This window comes from Nostoc sp. DSM 114159, assembly GCF_053470285.1.
Genome location: NZ_JBPFEH010000001.1, coordinates 2247149 through 2259925, shown reverse-complemented (window position 1 = coordinate 2259925; position 12777 = coordinate 2247149). Strand labels below are relative to the sequence as shown.

At 42.6% G+C, this 12777-nt stretch carries 13 protein-coding genes and 1 other RNA gene; 3 read left to right on the top strand and 11 right to left on the bottom strand.

The window, feature by feature from the left end; translation table 11 throughout:
* Positions 1-72: 72 nt before the first annotated feature.
* Positions 73-696: a hypothetical protein gene (locus ACR5KR_RS09180; RefSeq protein WP_448266278.1), complete on the bottom strand. Its 624-nt coding sequence runs from the start codon at positions 694-696 to the stop codon at positions 73-75.
* A 181-nt stretch (positions 697-877) separates the two neighbouring features.
* A complete protein-coding gene (gene surE, locus ACR5KR_RS09175) occupies positions 878-1558 on the bottom strand; it encodes a 5'/3'-nucleotidase SurE (protein ID WP_445626828.1) in 681 nt (226 codons plus the stop codon).
* 497 nt (positions 1559-2055) lie between these two features.
* Here surE and psb32 point away from each other — a divergent pair, with 497 nt between their 5' ends.
* On the top strand, positions 2056-2793 hold the full coding sequence (gene psb32, locus ACR5KR_RS09170; protein ID WP_448266277.1) for a photosystem II repair protein Psb32: 738 nt from the start codon (positions 2056-2058) through the stop codon (positions 2791-2793).
* Positions 2794-2885: 92 nt separating this feature from the next.
* Here psb32 and ACR5KR_RS09165 read toward each other — a convergent pair whose 3' ends face one another.
* The 4 genes from ACR5KR_RS09165 to ACR5KR_RS09150 all read right to left on the bottom strand — a co-directional run bounded on the left by ACR5KR_RS09165 (position 2886) and on the right by ACR5KR_RS09150 (position 6140).
* Positions 2886-3269, bottom strand: coding sequence for a DUF4346 domain-containing protein (locus ACR5KR_RS09165; RefSeq protein ID WP_322731866.1), 384 nt, complete (start codon positions 3267-3269; stop codon positions 2886-2888).
* A gap of 139 nt (positions 3270-3408) precedes the next feature.
* The gene (locus ACR5KR_RS09160; RefSeq protein ID WP_445626830.1) at positions 3409-3963 is read right to left on the bottom strand and encodes a pentapeptide repeat-containing protein; all 555 of its coding nucleotides are present in this window, start codon (positions 3961-3963) and stop codon (positions 3409-3411) included.
* A complete protein-coding gene (locus ACR5KR_RS09155) occupies positions 3956-5137 on the bottom strand; it encodes a GNAT family N-acetyltransferase (RefSeq protein WP_448266276.1) in 1182 nt (393 codons plus the stop codon). The genes ACR5KR_RS09160 and ACR5KR_RS09155 overlap by 8 nt, the downstream gene beginning before the upstream one ends.
* A gap of 262 nt (positions 5138-5399) precedes the next feature.
* Complete coding sequence (locus ACR5KR_RS09150) at positions 5400-6140, bottom strand: RibD family protein (protein WP_448266275.1); 741 nt, start codon at positions 6138-6140, stop codon at positions 5400-5402.
* A gap of 291 nt (positions 6141-6431) precedes the next feature.
* Between ACR5KR_RS09150 and ACR5KR_RS09145 the strand changes: the two genes are divergently transcribed.
* A complete protein-coding gene (locus ACR5KR_RS09145; protein ID WP_448266273.1) occupies positions 6432-8564 on the top strand; it encodes an ATP-binding protein in 2133 nt (710 codons plus the stop codon).
* Between the two features lie 31 nt (positions 8565-8595).
* Here the strand turns inward: ACR5KR_RS09145 and ACR5KR_RS09140 are convergent, their stop codons facing one another.
* The 3 genes from ACR5KR_RS09140 to ACR5KR_RS09130 all read right to left on the bottom strand — a co-directional run bounded on the left by ACR5KR_RS09140 (position 8596) and on the right by ACR5KR_RS09130 (position 10947).
* Positions 8596-9741, bottom strand: a complete 1146-nt coding sequence (locus ACR5KR_RS09140; RefSeq protein ID WP_448266272.1) for a Gfo/Idh/MocA family protein — start codon at positions 9739-9741, stop codon at positions 8596-8598.
* Positions 9742-9926: 185 nt separating this feature from the next.
* A complete protein-coding gene (gene rnc, locus ACR5KR_RS09135; protein ID WP_445626835.1) occupies positions 9927-10646 on the bottom strand; it encodes a ribonuclease III in 720 nt (239 codons plus the stop codon).
* 118 nt (positions 10647-10764) lie between these two features.
* On the bottom strand, positions 10765-10947 hold the full coding sequence (locus ACR5KR_RS09130; protein ID WP_099104126.1) for a hypothetical protein: 183 nt from the start codon (positions 10945-10947) through the stop codon (positions 10765-10767).
* Positions 10948-11075: 128 nt separating this feature from the next.
* Between ACR5KR_RS09130 and ACR5KR_RS09125 the strand changes: the two genes are divergently transcribed.
* Positions 11076-11459: a hypothetical protein gene (locus ACR5KR_RS09125; RefSeq protein ID WP_445626836.1), complete on the top strand. Its 384-nt coding sequence runs from the start codon at positions 11076-11078 to the stop codon at positions 11457-11459.
* Between the two features lie 149 nt (positions 11460-11608).
* On the opposite strand, the gene rnpB is transcribed toward ACR5KR_RS09125, so the two are convergent.
* Positions 11609-12032: RNase P RNA component class A (rnpB, locus tag ACR5KR_RS09120), an RNA gene on the bottom strand.
* 46 nt (positions 12033-12078) lie between these two features.
* Positions 12079-12774 carry a hypothetical protein gene (locus ACR5KR_RS09115; RefSeq protein ID WP_445626837.1) on the bottom strand — a complete coding sequence of 232 codons (696 nt, stop codon included), beginning with the start codon at positions 12772-12774 and terminating at the stop codon, positions 12079-12081.
* Between the last annotated feature and the right edge of the window lie 3 nt (positions 12775-12777).

Below are 12777 nucleotides of genomic sequence, written 5' to 3'. Positions count from 1 at the left end.
TCTATGTTGATTGGCAAGAAAGGCGTAAGGCTTAATGCCTTACCGCATAAAAGTTGAATTATCTAGATGAGATTAGTCAATGAGTTGTGGGGTGGGAATTTGCGTATCGATATCTGCTTGGGAAAAATTAGGGAGCAACCAGGTACTCTCACCCGCCTTGAATACTTTCGCAGGTTCAACATTCAATTCAATTGCACCAGTGGCTGGATTGGTTCTAGCAAGAGACTGTGTACCATCGACAAACTTAACAGCGATGGGTTGAGTCAGTTGTTGTGGTTGAGCGTTTGGGCCTAAAACCACTTGAGAACCTGCGGGTAAGTAAATACCATCGCAATCCCAATCATCATCGGTGATTGTTCCTGCGCCCAGAAAGTAAAGTTGGGTTGGAATTTTTTTTGGTTTATTGGCATAGACAGCCAAAGTCTTTCCAGTTTCATTGCGGCACTGCGCCCGCTTTCTAGCTGTTTCTATGACATTTTTCTGAAACTGCAATTGTGCTAGTCGCTGCTGGAATTGCTCAGGTGTATAGCCAGCTTGCTCAGGTGTATTCTTTACAGTTAGAAGTTGATTGAGTGCCTGAGTTACCTCAGCATAGTCAGCCCCCTTAGTGAAATCCTTACCTGCCCAAGAGGGTTGAGCAATTAGCAGATTCACCATCAATACGAGCGCAACAAAAACAATTTTGAGAAACTGCATAAATTTCTCCTTTTTTTTGAAATTAATGTTCAGTACCACTGAAACTTTACCAGATTTCAAATCCTTGAAGATTTCGATCGCGATCGCACCACATACCCATAAGATTAATTAATAGCCCTACAAGCTCTCCTCAATATCCACTAAAAGGTGGTAACAGTTAACTATGAACTGATGGCTGATGTCAAACTCTTAACTGGGTGACGGCGATATTACCAGAAAAACAGACATCTACATCGCTGCCAGGAGTGCGATCGCGTTTGCTATATTCTCCTACATAATAAAAATTATCGCCTTCAATTCGATAGTTCACAGGCAAAGGTTTGGTACAGGCTTGGCAAAATACCATCTCAGGATGTGGTTCTCCTGGTTGCAGATGCGGCAGATTCACATTCCAGAAGCTTCCTGGTTCTAGGGGACGCTTGAGTAAATCCGCTAAAACTTCAGCTGTGAATTTGGCAGCTAGATCCCAATCAAAATTCAGCTTGGCTTTACGATAGTGGGAAATGGCAACTCCGGGAATACCGTGCATCGCGGCTTCCCGCACGGCAGCCACTGTGCCAGAAATATAGGCATCGACTCCCAAATTGCCCCCAGCGTTGATGCCTGAAAGTACAAATTTGACATCTGCGGCAATTTGTGTTAAAGCAATTCTCACGCAATCAGCGGGAGTACCTGCGATCGCATACTCAGTCTCAGAACGTCGCTGGAGGTTGATAGCACGAGTAGTAGTAACTTGATGTCCACAGCCAGACTGATGATCGGCAGGAGCAGCGATAATAGAATTTCTGCCGTTTACAGCTTTGAGCAGCGCTTGGATACCAGGGGCATCAATGCCATCGTCGTTAGTTAAAAGTATAGTCATGTATATATGATATTGATTTAGCTAAAATATCAGAAAAATGCAGATATAAACCATCACATAGACATCTCTAGAAACTAAATATGCATTGTCCAGAACCCTTGTAGAGACTTAGCAGTATAACGTCTTGACATTCTTTTTTACTCAGATATCTAATGAGTACGTTAAGAAAAGCTACTCGCAGATATGAAAAAATATGGCGTTGTTGAACCAAAATATGAATCATGCGATATGATTTCTAGATGGTTTGCAAATTCCGCCCTCAGTATTTGGGTTAATTCCCAAAATGGGCGGTATTTCTTGTAACTAGTAAGGGGGTTTAGCGTCAGGTTAATGCTTGCAACCGCCCTCAGGACAAGTTTGTGTAATCAAAAATCCCGTACAATATACATATTTGCTGGGAATATCAGAAATTTTACACTGAAGAAAATCGGGAACGAGGTGATTTTTGCAGTGTTTCTGTAGTATTTTTGGTGCAAGTCTGTCTTAGGGATTACACGATGAAACAGCTCCTCAAACAAGTTTTTAGCAGTCAAAAACACCTCATCCGGCTAATTCTACCTTTGGTGACGATTATTTTCGCAGCCTCGCTGTTTGCCACACCTGCTTCAGCCACAGGTGTGTATCAAATACCCAGTCTGACAGCAGGGAATGACACCTGGGTTTTAGATCGAGGTGAAGTCATCAGCCGTCTGAATGAAGGCAAGATTAGCAGTGCTTTTAAGGATTTGGCAAAGCAAACAGATAAGGAAGTCAGAATTGTTACTGTTCGCCGACTCGACTATGGCGAAACACCAGAAAGCTTTACTAAAGAACTGTTTGAAAAATGGTTTCCGACAAAAGCAGCCCAAGCTAATCAAACTTTGTTGGTTCTTGATACAGTTACCAATGGTACTGCCATTATTACTGGGGATCGAGTCAAGCCTTTGCTTACTGACTCTATTGCCGAGAGTATAGCTACTGAAACAGTAAGTGTGCCGTTACGCAATGGTGACAAATATAATCAGGCATTTCTTGATGCAAGCGATCGCCTTGTCGCCGTTCTCTCTGGCAAAACCGATCCAGGACCACCCCAAATAACTGACAATGTGCAGGTTGGAGGCACTTACAAGAAAGCAGAAGAAACCAACCAAGGCAACGCTACTGCTTGGGTTGTAGGATTGTTAATTGCCGCCACCGTTATCCCAATGGCAACTTACTATATCTATCAGATAAATCAGCCTTCATCTAATGGGTAATGGTAGAGTGGGGAGTTAGGAGTGGAGTTAGGAGTTAGGAGTTAGGAGTTATGAATTTCTAACTCTTAACTTTTAACTCCTCACTCCTAACTTTAATCTTGAACATACTCTTGCCCTGTAACTAAAGCTACCTCAGCCCGGACAAATTCTCGACCTAAATAAGCTGCATGATCTAATTGAGTTACAGGAGAAGGCTGAGTTTCTTCAAAAATCTTCACGCAAAGTTCTTTTGCCGTTCTGGCGCTAAAAACTGTTGTATGAGTTCGTTCTACCTTTTCTCGCGCTGGAATTACCTTTCCCGTTTCAGGATCGACAGCTAAACCGCGATCGTCAATCACATTTGTAAAATGCTTGGCATAAATTAACCCCGCGTCTCGATCCAAGTAAATAATGAAATATCCACCGGGATCGAGGTCAATATGACGCTGGGAAAGTTTATCATCAATTGCGGCTAAATCTTCAACTATTAAATCCATAAGCATTATAAAAAGAAATTTTCTTTTTTCAGGGTTTTTACACTCTATATCAAGTGTAATTCCTATCCTCCTTAGTCTTCTTCATATCTTTCAGATATTTTTGATCCCTTTTACTTAAAATAAAATTAGAGAATTAGACTCAACTATTCCGAATAGTGCCATCTGGCATGATGGTGTTACGAAAAGTAGTGCGATGCAGATTAGATCCTTCCAAATTAGCTCCAGTCAAGTTAGCTTCCCAGAAGTCGCATCCCCCTAAATCAGTTCCGCTCAAGTTAGCCCCTATCAAATTAGCCCTATAGAAACGAGTTTTGTGGAATCTCGCTTGTCTAAGGTCGGCATTAGTCAGGTTAGCAACATCGAGACGAGCACGTCGCAAGTCAGCTCCTCTAAGATCGGCTTCGGTCAGATCAGTACCATCCAGGCAGGCTTCAAACAATTTGGCATTAACCAAACTAACTGCCTTCAAAATAGCACGAGCAAGATAGAACTCCTCCATATTATTCCCAGTCAAGTCAGTGCCACTCAGGTCAATCCCGTCCAAGCCAGGATCGGAAAATTTAACTAGAGCGAAGTTACGTTCTCCAGCAGCATATCTTTTAATCAACTCATCACGATTCATAAATATTTTCTTGAACTTATTTACAACATCAACGCTGTGTTGATTATCGAGTAGTTGCTTTTCCTCAACCATTTTTCTCACTAAATGGCAACTCTGCATTAATTGCTTCAATCTGCTGCTGTTCGAGTTGATTCACTTCCTTAATATAGGGACGAATAATTTGTCCTAAACGATTATTGTAAAAGCGATGCAAACTGTGATTTGGCATAGCGGGGAAACCGCGCCGTTTTTTGTGACGCCCGCCCGCACCAGGGTCAAAAATTTGGATATTGTTAGCGATCGCCCACTCAATCGGTGCATAATAACAAGCATCAAAATGTAAGCAATCTATTTCTTGAAAACTCCCCCAATAGCGTCCGTAGAGTCTATCATCTTTAAACAAACAAAAGGACATTCCTAAAGGATGAGAATTATCTTCCTCGCTATATGCGCCAACAAACAAGACTCGATGGCGATAATCGGTGTTTAGCTGCTCAAAAAACCGCCGTGTGAGATACTTGCTACCCCACCAGCCAAACTTATCACAGGTGTCAGCATAGAATTGGTGCATCAAGGGAAACAAAGACTGAGGAATTTGATCCCCGCTTAGAGGTTGCAATCTTAAACCTGCTTTTTCTACAGCTTTGCGTTCCCGCTTGATATTACGGCGCTGATTCGCATTGAAAACTTTCAAGTAATCATCAAAAGTTTTAAAGCCAGCATTTTCCCAGATATAGCTGTGGTGCAGCCAAGTTGTAAAGCCATGCCGTTCCAGCATCGGACGCCATTGGGGATCGACATAGAGAAAATGACATCCAGAAATCCGATTTTTGGAGCAAAAAGTGTCAATTTCATGCACCATCAGCGCTGTGATTTCATCCTCATCTTCTCCTGGGGCGATTAAGAACCGATAACCTTCTGCTGGGGTAAATGGTGTCATTCCCAGCAATTTTGGGTAATATTGGACTCCGATGCGGGAGGCTAACTCTGCCCATTGATGATCGAAAACAAATTCACCAGAACTATGTCCTTTAAGATAAAGTGGCGCAGCAGCAATCAGCGTTTTATCTCGCCACAATGTCAAATGATTTGGCAACCAACCAGTTTTAGCCGTAACACTCTGGGAAGTTTCGAGATTATTCAGCCATTCCCATTCTAAAAATGGCGTTTTGAGTGGCATTGCCAAAGCATTCCAAGCATTTTGGGGTACTTCAGCGATTTTATTCGTCCAAATGACACAATAGCGAGGCTTAAGTTGTTCCACCATCTTAGAGGAGTAGGGAGTAGGGAGCAGGGGAGCAGGGGAGCAGAGGAGTAGGGGAGCAGGGGAGCAGGAAAGCAGGGGAGCAGGGAGTGAGGGAGTGAGGGAGTGAGGGAGTGAGGGAGTTAGGGGACAAGGAGATAAACAAAACTCCTAACTCTTAACTCCTAACTCTTGTACAGACGCGATTAATCGCGTCTCTACTCTTAACTCAGCACTCAGCACTCCTAACGCCCTATCCCCAATAAATAACTTAACTTAGCGTAATCTAATCTGCTGGTCGTTGCAGGCGATAGTGCAAAAACACTTCTTGCTCAACTGTATGAACTTCTATAAGTTGTAACTTGGGAGCCAAATCAGGTAAAAATCCTTTCCCTTCAACGGGTGTGGGTGCAGTATTACCACCTAAAATCAGTGGACAGACAGTTAGCCATAATTCATCAATTAAGTCTAATTTCACCAAAGAAGCGACTAATTCACCTCCACCCAAGATCGCCAAGCGTGTTATATGTAGAGTGGTTAGATACTTCAAAGCTGCGAGAATGTCAATTTCTTGCGTTGGTGTTTCAAAAACCAAAATCTTCTCAAATTCTGAAGGGTACTCCTGTACTCCGATTCCCAGAGTTGAGTGAAGTGTCTGTAAGCGTTCTTTCCACGAAAATTCCCCTGCTGTTGTGGTGAGTAGCCAGCGTCTAACTGGTTGCTTAAAAAAGTGAATTTCCGGATTAAGGTTTGCAGAGTTTGTAATCACTATATGAACTGGTTGCTGAGGCTTCCCTGCTTGCGCCCGGAGTTGCACTAGAGTTGGATCGGTTAAAGTAAGTGTTGTTCCATAAGCATCCAGAGTCCTAGCACCGAACAAAACGGCATCAGAGGCAGCAATTTGTTTTTCTAAGTGCGCTTTATCAACCTTTGAGCCAAACCTAGCAGGCGATCGCTTAAAATCTGCTATCTTGCCATCTGCACTCATTGCTAAAACAACTGTAGTATGAGGACGATGTTGCAACATTAAATTGATTTGATAGTTTTAATATTTACTTTATTCGTATGTAGATTCTCTTTAAACCATACCTGCAACCTACTGTTTTATATTTCACCATTGTATTGATATGCAACATAAATCGCTTCTACATCTAGCATATACGAGTTTTGGTATACCACGTTTCTTTTTGAATTATAGCAATTTGTTATTTTTAAACATTGAAAATAAAATTCTGATAATTTAAGAAAATGTCTCATCTAGCTAGTTTAATTGCATATCTTTGGTGTTGTAGATTGCAGGTGCAAAGTGAGACACTTGATGACTAATTCCCGCCAATCTTCCTTCCGTCGAATTTTAGTAACAAGAATATTGCTGCTGTTTGTTCCAGTTTTACTAGTAGGCGAAATTGTTGCCTTGAATAAGGCACGTACTAGTATATTGAGAACTGCACGGCAAAACTTAACAGAAAGCGCTATCAGTAAAGGAGAGAGAATTGGTGATGCGATCGCAATCTTAAAAGCTAATTTGCAGAGTGTAAGCAAAACAACGGTTATTCCATCGGATTCGCCTATACAAGAGCAAGAAATTCTCACGCAGTTAAGGCAACAACTTCCAGCTAGTATTGAGTGCATCCAATTAACAAATCTCCAAAGCCACAAGATAATTGCCAGTAGCTGTGGGGATCGAGAAATTGGCGAATTGAGATTACCTTTCCCTAGTGAGGGAATTGATGTCAAAGCAATCTTACCGCCAAAAGCAGGAATGACTGGAAAAAGAAACACACAAAATCAGCAGTTGCAACTAGTTTTATCTGCACCAGTCTTTGATAGCCGAAGAAATTCAGTTTACAGCTTAAGTATTCAGTCTGCATTATCCCAACAAACCAAAAATCCGCCGGGATCGCTCACAGGCGCTATGGTAGTGATTGCTGAAGATGGCACAATTTTGGCACACCCATTGACAGATTGGGTGGGAACTAATATCACTCAGCATCCTCATGCTTCCCAAATCAAAAGCATAATTAAAAATGCAATTACGGGACAAAACGATTCGATAAATTTCTCTTTTACTGAAGGAAAAGAATTAGTCGCTGGTTATACAGCAATTCCAAATCCACTCACCCAGCAGCAGCAGCAAAAATGGATAGTTTTAGCTGTTACTAGCGTTGATAATGCACTTTTTGGTTTAGAGGAAATCAAATTAATTCTGATCGTTTTGACAGTCGGTTTGATTGGTGCAAGTTTGTTAGCATCTCTATATTTAGCTCCTTACTTGGCACGTCCTGTAGAAGAATTACGAGACTACGCTCTCAATATTCACTCTCATCATGCCGCACAACCAGTTCCGCACAATTTTCAAATTCGGGAATTCAATCAACTAGCCCAAGCATTAGACCAAATGGTAAAACGGCTGAAAGCTGGCTCGGAAGAATTAGAAATAGCTTGGAAAGAAGCAAAAAGCGCTAACCAAATTAAAAGCCAGTTTTTAGCTACGACTTCTCATGAATTGAGAAACCCATTAAATATTATTATTAACTGTATTCGCCTGGTTGAAGAAGGTTTATGTGATGACCGGGAAGAAGAAATGGAGTTTCTCAAACGTGCCGATGAAACAACGATTCACTTGTTAGGTATTATTAATGATTTACTCGACATTTCTAAAATCGAAGCAGGTAAGCTTTCAGTTGTTTCCACACCAATTGACCTCCGACAACTATTGTTAGAGGTAATTAATTTACAATCAGTTAATGTCCAACAAAAGGGCTTGCAATTGAAATGTGAGTTAACTTCCAAAGTGATACCAATTAAGGCAGACGCGGGAAAACTGAAGCAAGTGCTGATTAATGTTATCGGCAACGCCACCAAGTTCACCGACACCGGCAGCATCACCATTGCTACAGAAATCCAATCTATTAATGGTAAATCTCAGGTGGTAGTAGCTGTCAAAGATACAGGTATAGGCATCGATCCGACTCAACAGCATAAACTATTTCGCCCCTTTGTAATGGTGAATGGCACTACCACACGCCAGTTTGAAGGTACTGGACTGGGATTAGCGATTTCACGAAACTTAATCGAACTCATGGGAGGCACTATTACTCTTGAGAGTGCGGGACTTCATCAAGGTACGACACTGAAAATTACCTTACCTTTGATTGATATCTCGCTGTTAGCTGTTCCAAATCAAGAAGCAAATGTCGGGGATTTGGGGTTCTCCTCTGGGAATGAGCCAATAAAAGCAAGCCGCTATCCCAGCCTACAGGAGTCTGGGGGAAGTTCCTCTTTGGGGATCAACAAATCTGTAAAAGTAGAGCTAGACAAAGAGAAGCTCCCGAAGTCCCAGTTGCTTTTTGGAAATGAGACTTGCGAGATTCGTCTTTCACCCCTGCAAACTATCTTGGTAAGTCTTCCAAAAGGAGGAGTTTGTGCAAATGGGACTTTCAAGAAGTAATTTAGTCAAAAGTCTATATTCATCAACACTCCTAAGACTTTTGCTCCTTGACGATGCGATCGCTCAAAAAAACAGGTTTACCGCCTTGATTAAGAGATAATGTTAGAGCAGCAAGAATTTCTACTAACTCAGTGCCTACCCAGCCAGACGAAATCTCTGAGGGAGTATTGTTAAGAATTGAGACAACAAAGGAGGAGCAAACCCGCTCCAATGGTTCTCCTGGCTCTAATTCCAGCACTATCTGCCTTTGATTCACAGGAATAAATTGATTCCCCTGCTGTTCAAACTCACCATGTAGCAGGGTTAGGGGTGATGATATTGACATTTCATCAAAAATCAAGCTGCCAAGGCTACCCACAATCCCCAGCCGTCTCTGTTTATCAGAATTCAGCCAACACAAATGAATATAAGCTTGAAAGCCATCTGGGTATGTAAGTGTCAGCCATACTAAATCAGCCAAACCTTGAGGCACAGACTCTGTATATGGACTCACCTCTACTCCCCTGCTCCCCTGCTCCCCTGCCCCCCTGCTCCTCTGCCCCACTGCTCCCCTGCTCCCCTGCTCCCCTGCTCCCTGTAGCCACACAGTACCCGTTGCTTGTACTTGCACAGGAATTTGATCCAGCCAAGCGTTAAAGATTGCAATATCGTGAATGGCTAAGTCCCACAGCGCATCAACATCTTGCCGGACAGGCCCTAAATGGGTGCGGGTAGCGTAGCCATAGCGTAAATCACCTAATTTCCCCGCTTGTACTACAGTTTTTCCTTGCTCAACTGCTGGGTGAAATAAATAGGTATGGTCAACCATGAGTATTAAATTATGCTGCTCTGCCAACTGGCAAAGTTCCCGACATTCTGCGGGATCAAGAGTTAGGGGTTTTTCTGCCAAAACATGATATCCCTGTTGGAGAGCATCTTTAATTAAAGCATAGTGGGTGGTAGCTGGAGTAGCGATCGCCACTGCTGTCAACCCTGGCACTGTCTTTAAATTCTGCCACTGGGTTGTTAATAGTACATTTCCGCCTAAGTTAAACTGCTGCTTTACTGCTGCTAATCGTTCTGGATGAGGGTCTACTACAGCAACTACATTTACTTGAGGATGTGCTAAAAAATTCCGCAACAGATGCACTCCCCAACGCCCAACTCCGATAACAGCAATTTTAATTTGGTTTGTCATTTGTCACTTGTACTGAGCGAAGCCGAAGTATTTGTCATTTGTCACTTGTACTGAGCGAAGCCGTTGGCGCAGCCTCTCGTAGAGAAGTATTTGTCATTTGTCATTAGTTATTTGTATACAAAGGACGAGGGACAAATGACCACTGACAATCAACTGATTATCGACTAATCACCCTTCTTTTAAGCTCAGGGTATTTGCGGATTGGGAATTGCTAAAAAAGCTACTTTAGCTGCGGCTTGTTCGGCGGTTTTGATCGATCGCCCCTTACCTTCTCCGAGTTTGTTTCCGTGCAGCCACACTTCAGCCAGGAAACGTTCTTGATTGCGGTGCGGTTGAGTAACTTCTACAACCCGATACTCTGGTAAAACTTTAAATTGCGCCTGAGTCCATTCTTGGAGAGCAGCTTTGTAATTTAGTCTGGCAGGATCGAGGCGAATTTCTGTGGCTAGTTGGTGAAAGTGGGGATCTAGCCAAGAGCGAATCAATTCCAGATTTTGAGTACTTAAGTAAAGCGCACCCAAAACTGCTTCAAAAGCATCTGCCAGTCGTGACTCTAGACCAACTTTATCAGCGGTAGCACTACCAGCGACTAGTAAGTATAACTCCAAACCATAAACTCTGGCTAATTGGGCGAGAATGCGATCGCTCACCAACACCGAACGAATTGCCGCAAAATCCCCTACTGAACAATCGGGATAATTTTCCCATAATACAACAGCCGACACCAACCGCACCACTGCATCGCCAACAAACTCCAGTTGTTCATAATTTGCCGAATCAGAGACAGTGGGATGAGTTAGCGCTAAATCCAGCAGTTCCCACTTTATAGGTGCTTCTAGCGACAAACCAAATTTTTGGACTAAACTTTCAAGTTGCCGTTGACGGCGTGGATAAGCGAGGGGCATTACGCAATCGGGGGAAGGGGGCAGGGGGAAGGGGAAAGGGGGCAGGGGGCAGGGAAGGTAACTAGCTATCTATCTTATATCTCTAAAGTTCTTGGACTATCACTTTAACAACTTTTCGCTACTTCTCTCTATCTAGCTTCTCTTGAATAGCTTGACGGCAAAACTCAGGAGGATCGTCTTTAGCTTTTACTTCTTCCTTCATTTCCTTGGTGACACGCAAATGTAGATATTCAGTTAGTGGTCGCTCTCTGTCTGTGGTGAATGGCTTTAAGTTATCTGGATTACCTTTATTTTTAGACATTGTATAGAAATACAAATAATTTTCTTCTCCACGTGTATATCAGTGGAGAATGTTAAATCGATGGGCATTTTAGCCTGAGAAACTTGTTGCCCACCGATTTCCACTTTTACAAGAGGTAACTCTATTTTATGTTTACGCGCACAGAATTAGAAGTTAAAAGCTTGAGAGCGTTACGCGATTTATGTCTGATACAGTATGGCATCCAAGCAATAGGAAACCCTGCGGATAAGGCATCCTACATTAACGCACTCCTGACTTTTCCTGTTATAGCCTGCAAGCAAGTGTCAGAAAATAAAGGATTGAAGTCTCCTATGCTTTCTCAAGTACAAGCGTTAGAAGCAACGCTAGAGGCTATGGGAACACCTACACCTGAGCAGTCAGCATTGCTCAAGGTAACGATGGAGGGGAGGAAACTAGAGTATCCAGCACGATACAGTCAAGAGAAGCTGTTTGGACTCTATCGCGTTAAATGGCATTTGGATACAGCATTAGAGATATTGGGAATGCTTTAAATGCTTTAGATGATGAATTAGCGATGTCTACGACGAGCTTCTCTACGAGACGCTACGCGTAGCAAGATCCCAAAGGGTACGCTTACGCCCAAAACCCGTACAAAAAATAATAGAGTACAAACCGTGAAAGGTTCATACTCCATTAAAGGGGAGAGAGCAGGACATAAGCCGGGTTCTGTTCTCTTGCGAGGGCAGTTATCTATCTGGGACGTTTGTTACCAAACGCCTCAAGCGGCTCTCGTTGAGCGGAACTGGTAAAAGACCAACCGTAGTTCCTATCGCCTTGCTCCCAACCGGGGTTTACCGAGCCAGCACCTCTCGATACTGCTGGTGCGCTCTTACCGCACCTTTGCACCCTTACCAGATCAATTAAAAATGTAAAATTAAAAATTAAAAATTACTCATTTTACATTTTTAATTTTTAATTTTTAATTGTCCTGGCGGTATCTTTCTGTGGCACTATCCTCACGATCGCTCGCACTGGACGTTATCCAGCAAGTTTGGTCTTTCGGGAGTCCGGACTTTCCTCAAATCAGTAACTATGACCGATCTGCAACCGCCTGCGCCTACTCTCTCCTTAAATCCAGTGTACCCGGTTAACACAAGGGGTTGACAGGCATTACTTTTTTTTATTCCAAGGTAGAGCGTAAGTCCAAGGTAGTTTCCTGACTGTGAAAGGACAATTAATAATGCTAATGGGAGGAAAATCACGACCTGGGGCTAGACCTAAACGCACTTCAGATATCCTCAGCACTAATTGCAGAGAAAAATCCAACTCTTTTTTTCTGTTAAAAAAGTCGTTGTACAACTTTTTTTGCCCTTTTTGTAGCCCATTGATATCAATTAGTGGTTTTTTTGCTAAATAGGTTCCAGCTACTTGATCGCGCTGGAAAACATCTTCTGCTGTCACTGTTTCAGAAAGTGTTTTCCTGGGGGCAATCAGGCTAGGACTTTGGGGTACTGCTAAGTCGCGGGTTAAGTCTGGTGATTTCCGAATTACGCGGCGCGATTGCTTACTATGTTCAACAACTAAAGAACTGTTATCCCAGTCAACATATAGGGCAACATTATCCGATTTATTTTCGATACTAATTCCTAAATCTTTCAAATCGTCAATTGGGTATGAGGATTTGAGTTTAAAGGAAATTCCAATTTTATCGTCGAGATTTTGTTCTTTGAGTTGTTCGTCAACGATTCCTTTTTTAAACTCAAATTTAACTTGGTCATCGATGGATTCAATCATGCGGTTGAAAACATAAGAGACACCGATAATATAAATCGTCAAAACTACTAAATTCTGGTCGCTACTCCTCATAAC